This window comes from Halosegnis marinus (assembly GCF_029338355.1).
Taxonomy (GTDB): domain Archaea; phylum Halobacteriota; class Halobacteria; order Halobacteriales; family Haloarculaceae; genus Halosegnis; species Halosegnis marinus.
The window spans coordinates 2316057-2330385 of sequence record NZ_CP119802.1 but is presented as its reverse complement, the minus strand read 5'-3'; the positions used below and the strand labels follow the sequence as shown (position 1 = coordinate 2330385).

The following is a 14329-nucleotide window of genomic DNA, read 5'->3' as shown; positions in this document are numbered from 1 at the left end:
CGGGGCGCGAGGACGGGTATGATACGCAACCTCGCCGCCGACGTCCGGGCGTTCACGAGCAACGCGTTCCTGGTCGCGGGCGAGCGGACGGTGCTCGTGGACCCCGGGAACGAGTTCGACGTGGTCTCGCGGGTGCGCGACGCGACCGGCGGGCTGGACGCCGTCGTCCTCACGCACACCCACTCGGACCACGTCGGCAACGTCGATGCCGTGACCGAGGCGTTCGACGTGGAGGTCCGGGGCTTCGACCCCGACAACGACCTCGTGGACCACGCGATAGCGGACGGCGACACGGTCGTGCTCGGGGACCACGACTACACGGCGCTCCACACGCCCGGCCACAAGGACGACCACCTCTGCTTCGTGCGCGCCGACGGCGAGGTAGCCGTGGTCGGCGACCTCGTCTTCTCGGGCGGCGGCTTCGGGCGCACCGACTTGGAGGAGGGCGACCGCCCGCGCCTCGTAGAGAGCATCGAGTACCTGCTGGCGGAGACGGACGACTCGCTCGCGGCGATGCACGCCGGCCACGGCCCGAGCGTCGAGGCGAACGCCCGACAGCACATCGAGTACGCGCTCCGGGCCGCGCGGTCGCGTTAGAACGCGACGGAGAACAGCGCCTCGTAGGCGGGCCCGTAGGCGTCCGCGACCGACGCGGGGTCCGCACGCTCCCCACCCGACAGCGCAGGGAGTTCGGCCGTCGCCGCCGGCTCGATGAGTTCGACGACGTTCCCGACCCGCTCCTCCAGCCGTCCCTCGCGGGCGCTGCCGGAGGCCACGTCGCAGGCCTTCAGGTACCGCTCGCCGTCGAAGACGCGACAGCGCCGCGGCTCCACGACGGCGACGGCGTCCGCCTCCATGTCGGGGAGCGGGCGCGCGATGTCCGCGTACGACTCCACGACGGCGCGGTCGGCCGCGGCTATCTCGGCGGCGACCCGGTCCGTCGCCGGGCCGTGGAGCCGCGCCATCAGGTCGTTGAACGCGGGGAGCGAGTCCACGCGCTCCGCCGCGTCGAGCGGGAGCGCCCCGGCCGCGGAGTCGGGCGTCTCGACGGTGGCGTTCACGACGTAGGCGTCGCCGGCGTCCGTGGTCGCCACGCCCTCCGGTGCGCCGTCGCCGACCCGGACCCGGTCGCAGACGAACTGTCGGCCGTCCTGTCCGAGCACGCCCGTCCCGCGGCCCGGCATCGGGGTCCAGAGCCGGTGGACGGGGTTGATGTCCTCGGGGGCGACGTCGCCCGGGGAGGCATCGGCCAGTCGCTTCGCGTCCTTCCCGTAGAGGCGGCCGTCCGCGACGGCGCGCTCGTAGTCGTCGTGGTCGAACCAGAAGTCGTTGCCGGCACGGGGTTTGTACCCCCGGGCGCCCGTCTCGTGACACAGCCCCACCGAGAAGGTGGTCTTGCCCGCGTCGACGCGGTCGCCGCCGGCGACGAGCAGCCTCATTCCTCGCGCAGCCCGTAGAACCCCGGCGCGTCCTCGCCGTCCGGCTCGGCGAAACACAGCGCGTCCTCGTGGTCGAGCATCCACGGGATGGCCCAGTCCAGCAGGATGTTCTCCGTCTCGGCGTCGAGCTCGCGGTCGGGCTCCAGCCCCTGGAGCAGGCGGGCGATCTCGTAGACGGTGTACATCGCGTCGGCGTCGAGCACCTCGTCGGGGTCGCGGAACTCGAAGGCGCGCAGGTCCTCGAAGGTCTCCTTGGGTCGCGGCATGGGCGCGCTTGCACCGAGCGCGCCATAGTCCCGTCGCCACGGGACGACCCACAGGCTTTTGCTCCGCGGGGGGAACCGCCACGCCATGGACGGTGCCGACGACCGGCTGCTCGCCGTCGTGCGGGAGGCGACCGGCGACGCGTTACGTGACCTGTGGCTGTTCGGCGAGGACGGCGAGCGCGCGGTGTACGTCCGCGACGACGTGGCCGAGGCGCTCGAGGGCGTGGACACCGACCCGTACATCGACAACGAGCGGTACGGCTACATCACTCGCGCGACGTACGAGGACCTCACCTACGCGAGCTACGAGTACACCGTCCGCGGGTTCGACGCGTTCGTCACCTTCCGCACCTTCGTGGGCGGGGTCGGCGTCCTCGTCAGCGTGGACGCCGGGACCGACTTCGACGCCGGGGCGCTCCACGCGTCGCTCTCGGACGCGGACGTCGACCTCGCGGCGGCGCTGTCGCTGGACGGCGAGGCGTCATAAAGAAGGGAACGAGGCTGTTACTCGAACAGCTCCGTGACGGTCGCGAACTCCTCCTCGGCCTTCTCCCAGTTGACGACGTCGAAGAAGCCCTCGATGAAGTCGCCGCGGGCGGGACCGTAGTCGTAGTAGTAGGAGTGTTCCCACACGTCCAGCGCGAGGATGGGGTGACTGCCCCACAGCGCGCCCTGGTCGTGCTTGTCGACGACGACGTTCCGGAGCTGCTTCGCGACGGGGTCGTAGACGAGCAGGGCCCAGCCGCCGGCCGCGCCGGCCGCGGCCTCGAACTCGCCCTTCCAGCCCTCGTAGGAGCCGAAGTCCTCCGCGATGCGGTCGGCGAGTTCGCCCGACGGCTCGCCGCCGCCGTTGGGGTCCATGTTCTCCCAGAACAGCGTGTGGAGATAGTGGCCCGACCCGTTGTGGGTCACGTTACGGATGGCGGAGCCGGACGAGCCGAACTCGCCGGCCTCGCGGTTCTCCGCGAGGGTCTCCTCGGCGCTGTCGAGGCCGTTCACGTACCCCTGATGGTGGGTGTCGTGATGCCACGTCAGCACCTGCTCGGAGATGGACGGTTCGAGCGCGTCGTAGTCGTACGGCAGCGGTGCCAGCTCGGGGTTTGAACGTTCACTCATTGGTTGTTACCTCCGTTCGTGGACACGTCCCCGCCGGCTAAAAGGGTTGAGGACCGGGGGGCGAATTCCCGGTAGTTCGTTTTAGTAGGATTTCCGAGGTGTTACTCGTCGGGGTCCTCGCCGCGGGCCCGCTTGAACATCGCCAGCGCCTCGTCGCGCCGCTCACCGTGGTCGACGATCGGATGGGGGTACTCGGGCGCGAGGCGGTTCCGTTCGGCGTGGTCGAGTTCGTGCCACGAGTGGACCTTGTCGGCCGGCACGTCCGCGAGTTCGGGGACGTACTCCGCGACGTACTCGGCGTCGGGGTCGTGGCGCTCGCCCTGCGACATGGGGTTGAAGATGCGGAAGTACGGCTGGGCGTCGGTCCCCGTCGAGGCGGCCCACTGCCAGCCGCCGTTGTCGTTGGCCGTGTTGTGGTCCACGAGGTGCTCGCGGAAGTGCGCGTAGCCGTGGCGCCAGTCGGCCATGAGGTCCTTCGTGAGGAAGGAGGCGACGATCATCCGCACGCGGTTGTGCATGTAGGCTTCGTCGAGGAGTTGGCGCATCCCCGCGTCGACGATCGGATAGCCCGTCTCCCCGCGCTTCCACGCCGCTATCTCCTCGGGGTCGTCGCGCCACGCGATGCCCTCCTCGTACTCGTTGTAGTTCTCGGTCACGACCCGCGGGTGGAAGTGGAGGACGTGGTGGTAGAACTCCCGCCACGCGAGTTCGCCGCGGAACTCCTCGACGGCCTCCCCCGCGTCGTCATCGGGTGCCTCGGCCATCGCGCGCTCCGTGCCGGCGTACACGTCCCGCGGGCCGATGGTGCCCCACCGCAGGTGTGCGGAGAGCCGGGAGGTGTTGTCGGCCGCCGGGTCGTCGCGCGCGTCGGCGTACTCGTATATCGGCCCGTCGAGGAAGGCGTCGAGTCGGTCGCGGGCCGCCGCCATCCCCCCGGCCTCCACGTCGGCGTCCGGTTCCTCGAAGCCGAGGTCGGCGAGCGTCGGCAGAGCCGCGCCCGGCACGTCGGCTATCTCCTCCGGCGGGTCGTACGGGTCGTCCTTCGGCCGGTCGCGCCACTTCTTCCAGAAGTAGGTGTACACGGAGTACGGCTCCCCCTGATTGGTGAGGATGGAGCCCGGTTCCTGGTGGAGTGCGTCCTCGTGACGCTCGGCCGCGACGCCCTCGGCCTCCAGCGCGTCGGACACGGCGGTGTCGCGCTCGCGCGCCAGCCCGGAGTAGTCGCCGTCGTAGTGGACCGTCCCCGCCCCGTGCTCCGTCGCGAGCGCGGGGAGCACCTCGGTCGGGTCGCCGCGCGCGACGTGGAGGTCGCCGCCGCGCTCGCGGTACCACTCGCGCAGTTCCGCGAGCGCGTCGAGCATGAAGGCGACGCGGGGCGGGGAGCCGTGGCGCAGGACCGCGTCGTCGAAGACGAAGACGGGTAACACCTCGTCCTCGGCGGCCGCGGCCAGCCCCGTGTTGTCCGTGGCCCGGAGGTCGCTCCGGTGCCAGTGTACGTCCATACCGGGGCGAGGACCGGCGGCGAGGTATAACTACGCCCTCCGACACGCTCAAACCGACCCCGGACGACGGCCGCCCATGGACGAGTTCGACCTGACGGGACGCACGGCGGTCGTGACCGGCGGCTCGCGCGGCATCGGGCGCGCCATCGCCCACGGCCTCGCGGAGGCCGGCGCGGACGTGGCCCCGCTCTCCCGCTCGCGAGAGGACGTGGCGACCGTGGCCGCGGAGGTGGAGGAGCGCGGCCGCGACAGCACGGTCGCGACCTGCGACGTGACCGAGGCCGACGACGTACGCGAGGCGTTCGACGCCGTGCGCGACGCGCTGGGACCGATAGACGTCGTCGTGAACAACGCGGGCGTCAACCCGGACGGCGCGCTCGGCCGGCCCGAGGACGTGAGCGACGACGACTTCGGGTTCGTCGAGGACGTGAACCTCGGCGGGGCGTTCACCTGTGCGCGCGTGGCGGCCGAGGACCTCCACGAGCGCGGCGGCAGTGTCGTCAACGTCGCCTCCGTCGGCGGGCTGGTCGGCCTGCCGCGCCAGCACCCGTACGTCGCCTCGAAACACGGGCTCGTCGGGCTGACGAAGTCGATGGCGCTCGACTGGGCGCCCGACGTGCGGGTCAACTGCGTCGCGCCGGGCTACGTCGTCACCGACCTCACGGAGGACCTCGCGGAGAACGAGACGCTCGCGGCGTCCATCCGCGAGCGCACGCCGCTCGACCGCTTCGCCGAGCCCGAGGAGATTGCCGGTCCCGTCGTCTTCCTCGCGAGCGACGCGGCCAGCTACGTCACCGGGACGACGCTCGTCGCCGACGGGGGGTGGACCGCCCGGTAGCGACGCCCTCGACGGCCGAGCCGCTATCCGCAGGTTTAAATAACGGGCTTTGCCTCGTGTCGAGGAGTACCATGGTTAACGATGGTAAACATTCCGTGAGCGAGACAGATGCTGGTAAGCTGTCCCCGAAGAACAGAAACGATGGAAACGTCGGTCGCCGGACCTTCCTGAAGGCGACGGGCGTGAGCGCCGGGGCTGCGGCGCTCGCCGGCTGTACGGACACCATCGGCGGCGGCGGCGACGGCGGCATCCCGGACACCATCCGTCTGGGCGCGCTCGGGCCGGCCGACTCCCCGATGGGCGACTCCATCCTCAAGAGCGCCGAACTCGCCGTCGAGGAGATCAACGACGACGGCGGCATCGCGGGCGCCGACGTCACCCTCTCCACGAAGGACACGAAGGACGACCCCGGCACGACCCGCTCGGGCTATCAGGAGCTGACCACCGGCGAGAACGTCCACGCCACGGTCGGCATCTTCGGCTCGGAGAACCTCCTCTCCATCATGGGGAACATCTCGAACGCCCAGACGGTCCACATGACCGCGGGCGCGGCGACGCCGGAGGCCCCGGCGCGCGTGGCCGACGACTTCGAGGCCAACAAGTACTGGTTCCGCGTCGGCCCCGTGAACGCCGACTACCTCCAGCAGTCGATGATCGACTACGCCTCGGCCCGCTTCGACACGATGGGCTGGGACACCGTCGCCGTCATCGCCGAGGACTACGTGTGGACGGAGCCCATCACGGACTCCATCGAACAGCGGCTGGAGGAGGAGGTCGGCGTCGAGGTCACGTCGGTCCAGCGTATCGCGGAGGGGACCGAGGACTTCACGCCCATCTACGACCAGCTCGAATCGGCCGGCGTGGACGGCGCGTTCACCGCGCTCGCCCACATCGGGACGACCTCGCTGGTCCAGTGGGCCCAACAGCAGCGCCCGTTCGGCTACGGCGGCATCCACGTGCCGACGCAGCTCCCCTCGTTCTGGGACGCCACGAGCGGCGCCTGCATCTCGACGTTCTCGCAGACGACCGCGACGGCGGACTCCGAGATCACCGAGAAGACCGTCCCGTACGCGGACGCCTACGCTGAGAAGTACGACGGCGCGCTCCCGGTCTACACCGGCTACTCTGCGTACGACGCCGTCTACATGCTGAAGGACGCTATCGAGTCCGGCGAGTCCGTGGACAGCGACACCATCGTCTCCGAGCTCGAGTCGATGACGTTCACCGGCACCTCGGGAACGCTGGAGTTCTTCGGGGAGGACGGGGACTACCCCCACGACATCAAGTACGGCGAGGAGTACACCCGCGGCGTCTACTTCCAGTGGCAGCCCGAGGGCGAATCGGGCACCCAGAGCGTCGTCTGGCCCGACGAGCACCAGCAGTCCGAGTACCAGGCACCGCCCTGGCAGTAGATGGTAGACGTCAACGCCGTCAACCTCGCGACGAACGTGCTCCTGCTCGGGGCGCTCTACTCGCTCGTCGCCATCGGCTTCACGCTCATCTTCGGCGTCGGCGGGGTGTTGAACCTCGCACACGGCGCCGTGTTGAGCATCGGCGCGTACAGCGCCGTCGCCGTCGTCCGGGCGACCGGAAGCGTCCCGCTCGCGGCCGTCGCGGCCGCCGCAGGGGCCGGGCTGTTCAGCCTCGCCTTCTACAAGGGGATGATACGCTACGCCCGGGAGAGCCCGGTGCTCGTCCTCATCCTCACGTTGGTGATGGGACTCGTCATCGAACAGGTCGTCCTGGTCGCGTTCGGCGGCCAGGCGCTCGCGGTGCCGAGCCTGCTGGCCGGCCAGACGGAAGTGGCGGGCCAGCGGCTCTCGAACAACCGCGTGTTCGTGTTCGCGCTCTCGTGGCTCCTCATCGGGGGCCTGTTCTACTTCGTCAACCGGACGAAGACGGGGCAGGCCATCCTCGCCACCTCCATGTCGGAGAAGGGCGCGGCGCTCGTCGGCATCGAGGCCGACCGCGTCTACACCTACACGTGGATACTCGCGGGTGTGCTCGCGGGCCTCGCGGGGCTGTTCCTCGCGTCGTTCCAGACGGCCACGCCGCTCATGGGCCGGACGCCGCTGCTGCTGTCGTTCAGCATCGTCGTCATCGGCGGCCTCGGCTCCATCCGCGGCTCGGTCATCGGCGCGTACCTCATCAGCTTCCTCGACCAGGTGACGGTGACGCTCGTCAGCACCCGGCTGGCCGGCGTCTCCGCGCTCGTCGTCCTCGTACTCGTGTTGCTAATCAAACCCGAAGGCCTGTTCGGCCGTGAGCTCGCGGAGCACTGAGATGGCAGGGAACACCGACACCGGCGTGCGGACGTGGGGCGAACTGCTCGACCCCCGCTCGATGGCGACCCACCAGCAGCTCGGGCTCGTCGCCATCCTCGCGCTGTTCGTCCTGCCGCTCGTGCTGCCCGCCATCTGGGCGTTCCGGGTCGCCGGCGCGCTCTTCTTCGCGACGTTCGTGATGAGCTGGGACTTCGTCTCCGGCTACACGGGCGAGATATCCTTCGGCCACGGGCTGTTCTTCGGCGTGGGAGGGTACGCCGCCGGCATGGCGAACCTCCACCTCGACGTCGACCCGTGGCTCGCGGTGTTCGTCGGCGTCGCCGCCGCCGGCGCCGCGGGGCTGCTCATCGGCTTCCCGTCGCTCCGGCTCCAGGGGCCGTACTTCTCGCTGGTGACGCTCGTCACGCCCATCATCCTCATCTCCGTGTTCCGGTTCTTCCCGGACCTCACGGGCGGGGAGCTCGGGCTGGTCGGCGTCGGCACCGTGGACAAGTTCGGCGACCTGCTGTTCCTCCCGTCGCCCGGCTTCTCGCCCATCGGGGCCGCGTACCTCGCGCTCGGCGTGTTCCTGTTCGCGCTCGTGGTGTTCGTCGCCGTCACCCGCTCGGACGCGGGGATGGTGCTGACGGGCATCCGCGAGGACGAGACGGCCGTCGCCGCGACGGGCAAGAACCCGGCGAAGTTCAAGCTGTTCGCGTTCGTGCTCTCGGGCCTCATCGGGGGGCTGGCGGGCGCGACGTACGGCTTCAGCGCCGTCGGTAGCTTCACCGTCTCCGAACTGCTGGCGCTCGTCATCTCCATCGAGGTCATCGTCGCCGCCATCCTCGGCGGCATGGGGACCATCACGGGCGCGGCGTTCGGCGGGGCGTTCTTCTACATCCTGCGGACGGTGATGCGCAACATCGAGTTCATCGGGGAGCTGTACTTCCTCGTGTTCGCCGTCGTGACGCTGTTGTTCCTGTTCTTCCTGCCGCAGGGCATCGTGCCCGCGGCGGTCAACCGGCTCTTCGCCGGCGGCAGTCCCGGGGAGCCAGTGACGGACGGGGGCTCGACGGACGCGATGGCCGTGTTGCGCGACTGGATGGACCGCCTCGGGGGTGAGAAGCGATGAGCGCCGACGGGCTCGGCCCGGACGACGGCGTGCTCGTCGCCGACGGCCTCACGAAGCGGTTCGGCGGGCTGACCGCCGTGGACGACCTCTCCTTCGCCGTGGAGGAGGGCGAGATACTCGGATTCATCGGCCCCAACGGGGCCGGCAAGTCCACCACGTTCAACTGCATCACCGGCCGGTACCCGCCCACCGAGGGCCGCGTGTACTACCGCGGCGAGGAGGTCACCGGCGCGGAGTCGTACGACATGGTGAAGGCCGGCCTCGCGCGCACCTTCCAGGAGTTCCGGCCGTTCTCCGACCGGACGGTCCTCCGGAACATCCAGACCGCGCTCGTCCCCGACGAGCTGTTCTCCACCTCGGGCCTGCGCGGGGAGACCCGCCAGCAGGCCATCGAGCTGTGCGAGCGCGTCGGGCTGGGCGACGACCTCTACCGGACGCCGAGCGAGCTACCCCACGCGGGGATGCTCCGGCTCGAACTCGGTCGCGCCATGGCGACCGACCCGGACCTCATCCTCGTCGACGAGCCCTTCGCGGGGCTCGCCGAGGCAGAGGTGAAACAGCTCTCGGCGCTGCTGGAGGAACTCCGCGGGGCGGGCACCACGCTCGTCGTCGTGGACCACAACATGCGGGGGCTGCTCTCGCTCATCGACCGCGCCGTGGTCATCAACTTCGGCGCGAAGATCGCGGAGGGGACGCCCGAGGAGATACGGGCCGACCCCGAGGTGCAGGAAGCGTACCTCGGCGGCGAATAAGCCGCCTCGGATGGCATACCTCGGCGGCGAGTAGGCCACCTCCGACGCCGTCCCTCGGCGGCGAGTAACCCACCCGAACGCTCTCTTTCCGCGTCTCGTCGAACAACGTTAACGACAGGTCGCGGTAGCTTTACGTTGGTCGCCCGACAGGCGGGTGTATGAGCGACGACGCGGTGTTACTCGACGTGGAGAACGGTGTCGCGACGATGACCCTCAACAAGCCCGAGGTGCGCAACGCCCTGACGGCGGAGCTGTCACACGCCATCATCGACACGATAGACGACCTGGAGACGCGCGACGACGTGCGCTGTCTCGTCGTGACGGGCCAGGAGGGCACCTTCTGTGCGGGCGGCGACATCAACTCCATGGTGGAGCGGATGTCGGGCGACATGCCGCTGCACGACGCCGTGCGCAACATCCAGCAGGTCACCTCGCGCGCGGTCCGCCGCGTGTACGAGTTCCACCGACCCACGGTGGCGAAGGTGGACGGCGCGGCGTTCGGCGCGGGCGGCAACCTCGCCATCGCCTGCGACTGCCTGGTCGCCTCCGAGCGGGCGCGCATCGGCTTCGGCTTCCGGCAGGTCGGCCTCGCCGTGGACTCGGGCACCTCCTACCTCCTGCCGCGCATCGTCGGGGAGAACGTCGCGAAGGAGCTCGTCTTCACGGGCGAACTGCTCGACGCCGAGCGCGCGAGCGAGCTCGGCATCTTCAACCACGTGTACGAGGACTTCGACGCCGAGGCCGAGGAGTTCGTCGCGTCCATCGCGGAGGGGCCGTCGGTCGCGCTGGAGACCTCGAAGCGGCTCATCGAGCAGGGGCTCTCCTCGGACCTCAAGCAGGCGCAGGACGACGAGGCCGCGGCACAGGCCGCCGTCTTCGCCACCCACGACCACGAGGAGGGCGCGACGGCGTTCATGGAGTCGCGGTCGCCGGAGTTCGAGGGGGAGTAGCGCTGTCTAACGTCGTTCGGCGAACGGCGACACTTATTTTACATCGTAATCCCGAGGACGGGGTATGGTGTTCAAGACCGACGGCGCACACGACGCCGTCCGGCGCGCGGTGCGCGAGTTCGGCGAGGAGGAGATCCGACCCGTCGCACAGGAGCACGACGAGAACAAGGAGTATCCGCTGGAGATCCGCAAGAAGGCCGCGGACCTCGACTTCGTCGCCCCCTCCATCCCGGAGGAGTACGGCGGCGCGGGGATGGACCCCATCTCGCGGTCCATCGTCACCGAGGAGCTGTGGCGCGCGGACCCCGGCATCGGGAGCGCCGTCGGCTCGGCCGGCTTCGGCACCTCGATGATTCTGGAGTACGGCGACGAGTGGATGAAGGAGGAGTGGCTCCCGCAGATCACGGCCGGCGAGGCCGCCTCCTTCTCCGCCATCTCGGAGCCGGCGCACGGCTCGAACGTCGCGGGCATCGAGACGCGCGCCGAGAAGGACGGCGACGAGTGGGTCATCAACGGCAACAAGACGTGGATCACGAACGGCACGGTCGCCGACGTGGGCGTCCTGATGGCGAAGACCGAGCCCGGCGAGGGCCACCGCGGCATCACGGCGTTCCTCGTGCCCGCCGACTCGGACGGCTTCGTCCCGACGAAGATCGACAACAAGCTCGGTATCCGCGCCTCCGACCTCGCGGAGATCCAGCTCAACGACGTGCGCATTCCGGAGGAGAACGTCATCGGCGAGGTGAACAAGGGGTTCTACCAGTTGATGGAGTTCTTCGCCGCGGGCCGCACCTCCGTCGCGGCACAGGCCGTCGGCGCGGCCTCGGGCGCGCTCGACGCCGCCATCGACTACGCGAAGGAGCGAGAGCAGTTCGGCCAGAAGATCGACCAGTTCCAGGCCGTGAGCCACAAGCTCGCCGACATGGCGACGCAGGTAGAGGCGGCCCGCTCGCTCACCTACCGCGCGGCGAGCCACGTCGACGAGAGCAAGGACGACGAGGCCGTCCGGCTGGCATCCATGGCGAAGTACTTCGCCTCCGAGATGTCCGTCGACGTCGCGGACGACGCCATCCAGGTCCACGGCGGCGCGGGCTACGTGACGGACCACCCCGTCGAGCGGTTCTACCGCGACGCCCGCATCACGAAGATCTACGAGGGGACCTCGGAGATACAGAAGAACATCATCTCCGACCGCCTGTAATGGACCACGCGGCGTGGACCGAGGCGCAGGAGTCCGCCACCGTGGACGTGGACGGCCACGCGGTCGAGATGGCCTACTACGAGGCCGGCCCCGCGGACGCCGAGCCCGTGGTGTTCCTCCACGGGATTCCGACCTGGGGGTTCCTGTGGCGCGGCGTCGCTCCCGCCCTCGCCGACGAGTACCGGGTCGTCGTCCCGGACCTCGTCGGCTACGGCAACAGCGAGAACGGCGAGGGCTTCGACCGCTCGATTCGCGCCCAGGAGGGTGCGCTCGCGAGCCTGCTCGACGCGCTCGACGTGGACCGGTTCCACCTCGTCGCCCACGACATCGGCGGCGGCGTCGCGCTCCGCTTCGCCGCCCACCGGCCCGAGCGGGTCGGGAAGCTGGTCTGCTCGAACGTCGTCTGCTACGACTCGTGGCCCGTCGAGTTCGTCTCGACGCTGGGGCTGCCCCGGACCGCGTCGATGGACGACGACGAACTCGCGGGGCAACTCGACTTCGCGTTCGCGGACGGCGCGTACGGCGAGGCCGACCCCGACTTCGTCGCCGGGATGAAGTACCCGTGGCTGGACCGCGAGGGCGGCAAGCGGGCGCTCGCTCGCGCCGCCGTCTCGACGAACACCAACCACACGACGGAGATACCGTACGGCGACATCACGGCCGACCTGCTGTGTCTGTGGGCCGAGGAGGACGCCATGCAGCCGGTATCGTACGGCGAACGGCTCGCCGACGAGGTCGGCGGCGACGTGGTCCGGCTGGACGAGGCGTTCCACTGGGTGCCGGAGGACCGCGCCGAGACGTACCGCTCGGAGCTACGGTCGTTCCTCGGAACGACCGAAAGGGACACGTAACCCCGACCTGAGATGGGTGACATGACAGACGAAGCGCCGGACTGGGAGTTCAAGGAGCGCGACGTGCTCGTCCTCCGGGAGCTGTCGCGCGACCCGCAGCTGTCCTCGCGCGACCTCGCGCGCATCCTCGCCGAGAAGCACGGCATCGAGGTGAGCCACGTCACGGTGAGCGAGTCCATCCGCGGGATGCGCGAGCAGGGCGTCTTCCGCGAGGCGGTCATCCCGAACGAGGAGTACTTCGTGTTCGGCCTCTTCGAGTTCAAGTTCAACACCGAGAACTTCGCCGACGGGTGGCGCGACGCGATGGAGTACATCCGCGACTCGCCGAACACGCTGTTCTACTTCCTCTCGGACGGCGAGTACCAGTGGAAGGCGGTGATGATGTTCCCGACCCGCTCGGCGGAGTCGCGGTGGATACACGACTGCTACAAGGCCCACGGCGACGTCATCGACAACATCCGCAACAGCGTCGTCCACAACGTTCTGAAGTTCCGGACCGACCCCGAGATACTCGCCGCGCTCCACGACGACTAGCCGAAGCTGTCGAGGCTGGCCTGTCCGTCGTCGGACGGCGCCTCGCGCTCCTCGCGCCGCCGCCGCGACAGCGACGCCCGGCGGCGTATCTCCGGCACCCCGATTGCCTCCCGCGCCCGCTCGGAGAGCGCCGCGAACCGCTCGCGCGCCTCGCCGGCCCGCCGCTCGTAGTCCACCACGGGCCGCGGGTAGTCCGCCCCGAGTTCGAGCCCCGCCTCGTCCAGCACGACGAGCGGGGCCTTCTCCGGGCGCGGCAGGTGGTCGTCGGGCAGCGCCGCGAGTTCGGGGACGTACTCGCGGACGAACGTGCCGTCGGGGTCGTACTCGCGGGCCTGCTTCGCCGGGTCGTAGACGCGCACGGGATGGACGCCGACGGTGCCGGCCTGCGACTGCCACTGCGTGTGGTTGATGCCGGGGTCGGCGTCGACGAGGTGGTAGTAGAAGAAGTCGGCGCCGTACTGCCACGGCTCGCGCAGGACGTAGGTGAGGAAACTCGCACACATCGCGCGCATCCGGAAGTTGATGAACCCCGTCTCGACGAGCGCGCGCATCGAGGCGTCCACCATCGGGAACCCCGTCCGCCCCTCCTTCCACGCCGCGAGCAGGTCCGGGTCGTGCTCCGCGCGGTAGAGGCCCCGGAACACGGGGTTGACGGCCTCGTCCGTCCACCCCGACCAGTCCGCGAGCTTCTGGCGGTAGTGGCGGTTCCAGAACAGCCGCGACTCGTACATCTCCCGGCCGCGCGACTCGGGCGCGTCCGCTACTCGGCTGTAGACCTCCCGGACGGAGAGACAGCCGAACTTCAGGTACGCGGAGAGTCGCGAGCAGTGGTCCTCGGCGGCGGCGGGCGGCGAGACGTTGCCGGGGTAGCCGGGCAGGTCGTCGACGAACCGGTCCAGCCGCTTCAGCGCCGGGCCGCGACCGCCCTTCGGAACCCGCCGTTTCTCCGGGCTCACGCCGTACTCCGACTCGATTCCGTCCACGCTGGTCTCCGAGGCCACCGGGTTCGCGGGCAGGGCGTCGGGCGCGGGACGCGGCTCCGTCTCCATCCACTCGGTCGCCTGCTCGCGCCAGCCGTCGCGTCCCCCGCCCGACCGGTCGATACCGTCGTCGCCGAAGGCGGTCACGCCGTCCCACGCGAGGATATCGTCGTCGCGGTCACGGCCGTAGCGGGCCGTCACGTCGCGGTTCACGTACAGCGCGTCGTGGTCCGCGAGGAGGTCGCGCAGGCGCTCGCGGGGGTCGCCGCACAGCAGCGCGAGGTCCGACCCGAGCGCGCGGTAGCGCTCACGGAGGTCCGCGAGCGACTCGTGGAGGAAGCGGAGTCGGGCGTCGCAGGCCAGCCCGTCGGCGCCGTAGAACTGCGGGTCGAAACAGAAGACGGGCGCGGGGTCGCCGTCGCGGACCGCGGCGGCGAGCGCGGCGTTGTCCGCCGGCCGCAGGTCCGAGCGGTGCCAGACGAGGACCGAAGTCACGCTCGCCCT

General features: G+C 70.0%; 16 protein-coding genes. 11 read left to right on the top strand and 5 right to left on the bottom strand.

The window, feature by feature from the left end:
* Nucleotides 1-18 precede the first annotated feature (18 nt).
* Nucleotides 19-597 (top strand): MBL fold metallo-hydrolase, encoded by a 579-nt coding sequence (locus P2T37_RS12960; protein WP_276234380.1) that lies wholly within the window; start codon nucleotides 19-21, stop codon nucleotides 595-597.
* Here P2T37_RS12960 and P2T37_RS12955 read toward each other — a convergent pair.
* The gene (locus P2T37_RS12955; protein WP_276234379.1) at nucleotides 594-1439 is read right to left on the bottom strand and encodes an ATPase; all 846 of its coding nucleotides are present in this window, start codon (nucleotides 1437-1439) and stop codon (nucleotides 594-596) included. The genes P2T37_RS12960 and P2T37_RS12955 overlap by 4 nt on opposite strands.
* Complete coding sequence (locus tag P2T37_RS12950) at nucleotides 1436-1705, bottom strand: DUF5827 family protein (protein ID WP_276234378.1); 270 nt, start codon at nucleotides 1703-1705, stop codon at nucleotides 1436-1438. Before P2T37_RS12950 ends, P2T37_RS12955 begins: the two co-directional genes overlap by 4 nt.
* An 85-nt stretch (nucleotides 1706-1790) precedes the next feature.
* Here P2T37_RS12950 and P2T37_RS12945 point away from each other — a divergent pair, with 85 nt between their 5' ends.
* Nucleotides 1791-2192 carry a DUF7522 family protein gene (locus tag P2T37_RS12945; protein ID WP_276234377.1) on the top strand — a complete coding sequence of 134 codons (402 nt, stop codon included), beginning with the start codon at nucleotides 1791-1793 and terminating at the stop codon, nucleotides 2190-2192.
* Between the two features lie 17 nt (nucleotides 2193-2209).
* Here the strand turns inward: P2T37_RS12945 and sod are convergent, their stop codons facing one another.
* The gene (sod, locus tag P2T37_RS12940) at nucleotides 2210-2821 is read right to left on the bottom strand and encodes a superoxide dismutase (protein WP_276234376.1); all 612 of its coding nucleotides are present in this window, start codon (nucleotides 2819-2821) and stop codon (nucleotides 2210-2212) included.
* Between the two features lie 101 nt (nucleotides 2822-2922).
* Entirely contained in the window at nucleotides 2923-4323 is a 1401-nt protein-coding gene (locus tag P2T37_RS12935) for a cryptochrome/photolyase family protein (RefSeq protein WP_276234375.1), read from the bottom strand.
* Between the two features lie 76 nt (nucleotides 4324-4399).
* Between P2T37_RS12935 and P2T37_RS12930 the strand changes: the two genes are divergently transcribed.
* The 9 genes from P2T37_RS12930 to P2T37_RS12890 all read left to right on the top strand — a co-directional run bounded on the left by P2T37_RS12930 (nucleotide 4400) and on the right by P2T37_RS12890 (nucleotide 12845).
* Nucleotides 4400-5161 (top strand): SDR family NAD(P)-dependent oxidoreductase, encoded by a 762-nt coding sequence (locus P2T37_RS12930; RefSeq protein WP_276234374.1) that lies wholly within the window; start codon nucleotides 4400-4402, stop codon nucleotides 5159-5161.
* A gap of 95 nt (nucleotides 5162-5256) precedes the next feature.
* Nucleotides 5257-6573, top strand: a complete 1317-nt coding sequence (locus tag P2T37_RS12925; protein ID WP_276234372.1) for an ABC transporter substrate-binding protein — start codon at nucleotides 5257-5259, stop codon at nucleotides 6571-6573.
* Nucleotides 6574-7443 (top strand): branched-chain amino acid ABC transporter permease, encoded by an 870-nt coding sequence (locus P2T37_RS12920; protein ID WP_276234371.1) that lies wholly within the window; start codon nucleotides 6574-6576, stop codon nucleotides 7441-7443.
* 1 nt (nucleotide 7444) lies between these two features.
* Nucleotides 7445-8557, top strand: a complete 1113-nt coding sequence (locus tag P2T37_RS12915; RefSeq protein WP_276234370.1) for a branched-chain amino acid ABC transporter permease — start codon at nucleotides 7445-7447, stop codon at nucleotides 8555-8557.
* Nucleotides 8554-9309: an ABC transporter ATP-binding protein gene (locus P2T37_RS12910; RefSeq protein ID WP_276234369.1), complete on the top strand. Its 756-nt coding sequence runs from the start codon at nucleotides 8554-8556 to the stop codon at nucleotides 9307-9309. The genes P2T37_RS12915 and P2T37_RS12910 overlap by 4 nt, the downstream gene beginning before the upstream one ends.
* 158 nt (nucleotides 9310-9467) lie before the next feature.
* Nucleotides 9468-10259, top strand: a complete 792-nt coding sequence (locus P2T37_RS12905; protein WP_276234368.1) for an enoyl-CoA hydratase/isomerase family protein — start codon at nucleotides 9468-9470, stop codon at nucleotides 10257-10259.
* Nucleotides 10260-10323: 64 nt separating this feature from the next.
* A complete protein-coding gene (locus P2T37_RS12900; RefSeq protein ID WP_276234367.1) occupies nucleotides 10324-11460 on the top strand; it encodes an acyl-CoA dehydrogenase family protein in 1137 nt (378 codons plus the stop codon).
* Complete coding sequence (locus P2T37_RS12895) at nucleotides 11460-12311, top strand: alpha/beta fold hydrolase (protein ID WP_276234366.1); 852 nt, start codon at nucleotides 11460-11462, stop codon at nucleotides 12309-12311. Before P2T37_RS12900 ends, P2T37_RS12895 begins: the two co-directional genes overlap by 1 nt.
* A gap of 21 nt (nucleotides 12312-12332) precedes the next feature.
* On the top strand, nucleotides 12333-12845 hold the full coding sequence (locus P2T37_RS12890) for a MarR family transcriptional regulator (RefSeq protein ID WP_276234365.1): 513 nt from the start codon (nucleotides 12333-12335) through the stop codon (nucleotides 12843-12845).
* On the opposite strand, the gene P2T37_RS12885 is transcribed toward P2T37_RS12890, so the two are convergent.
* Nucleotides 12842-14320, bottom strand: a complete 1479-nt coding sequence (locus P2T37_RS12885; RefSeq protein WP_276234364.1) for an FAD-binding domain-containing protein — start codon at nucleotides 14318-14320, stop codon at nucleotides 12842-12844. The two genes, P2T37_RS12890 and P2T37_RS12885, sit on opposite strands and share 4 nt — an antisense overlap.
* Nucleotides 14321-14329 lie beyond the last annotated feature (9 nt).

Bases quoted from the DNA above. Each gene is read 5' to 3' on its own strand.
- P2T37_RS12960 (WP_276234380.1), top strand. From the start codon at position 19: ATGATACGCAACCTCGCCGCCGACGTCCGGGCGTTCACGAGCAACGCG.
- P2T37_RS12955 (WP_276234379.1), bottom strand. From the start codon at position 1,439: ATGAGGCTGCTCGTCGCCGGCGGCGACCGCGTCGACGCGGGCAAGACC.
- P2T37_RS12950 (WP_276234378.1), bottom strand. From the start codon at position 1,705: ATGCCGCGACCCAAGGAGACCTTCGAGGACCTGCGCGCCTTCGAGTTC.
- P2T37_RS12945 (WP_276234377.1), top strand. From the start codon at position 1,791: ATGGACGGTGCCGACGACCGGCTGCTCGCCGTCGTGCGGGAGGCGACC.
- sod (WP_276234376.1), bottom strand. From the start codon at position 2,821: ATGAGTGAACGTTCAAACCCCGAGCTGGCACCGCTGCCGTACGACTAC.
- P2T37_RS12935 (WP_276234375.1), bottom strand. From the start codon at position 4,323: ATGGACGTACACTGGCACCGGAGCGACCTCCGGGCCACGGACAACACG.
- P2T37_RS12930 (WP_276234374.1), top strand. From the start codon at position 4,400: ATGGACGAGTTCGACCTGACGGGACGCACGGCGGTCGTGACCGGCGGC.
- P2T37_RS12920 (WP_276234371.1), top strand. From the start codon at position 6,574: ATGGTAGACGTCAACGCCGTCAACCTCGCGACGAACGTGCTCCTGCTC.
- P2T37_RS12915 (WP_276234370.1), top strand. From the start codon at position 7,445: ATGGCAGGGAACACCGACACCGGCGTGCGGACGTGGGGCGAACTGCTC.
- P2T37_RS12910 (WP_276234369.1), top strand. From the start codon at position 8,554: ATGAGCGCCGACGGGCTCGGCCCGGACGACGGCGTGCTCGTCGCCGAC.
- P2T37_RS12905 (WP_276234368.1), top strand. From the start codon at position 9,468: ATGAGCGACGACGCGGTGTTACTCGACGTGGAGAACGGTGTCGCGACG.
- P2T37_RS12900 (WP_276234367.1), top strand. From the start codon at position 10,324: ATGGTGTTCAAGACCGACGGCGCACACGACGCCGTCCGGCGCGCGGTG.
- P2T37_RS12895 (WP_276234366.1), top strand. From the start codon at position 11,460: ATGGACCACGCGGCGTGGACCGAGGCGCAGGAGTCCGCCACCGTGGAC.
- P2T37_RS12890 (WP_276234365.1), top strand. From the start codon at position 12,333: ATGACAGACGAAGCGCCGGACTGGGAGTTCAAGGAGCGCGACGTGCTC.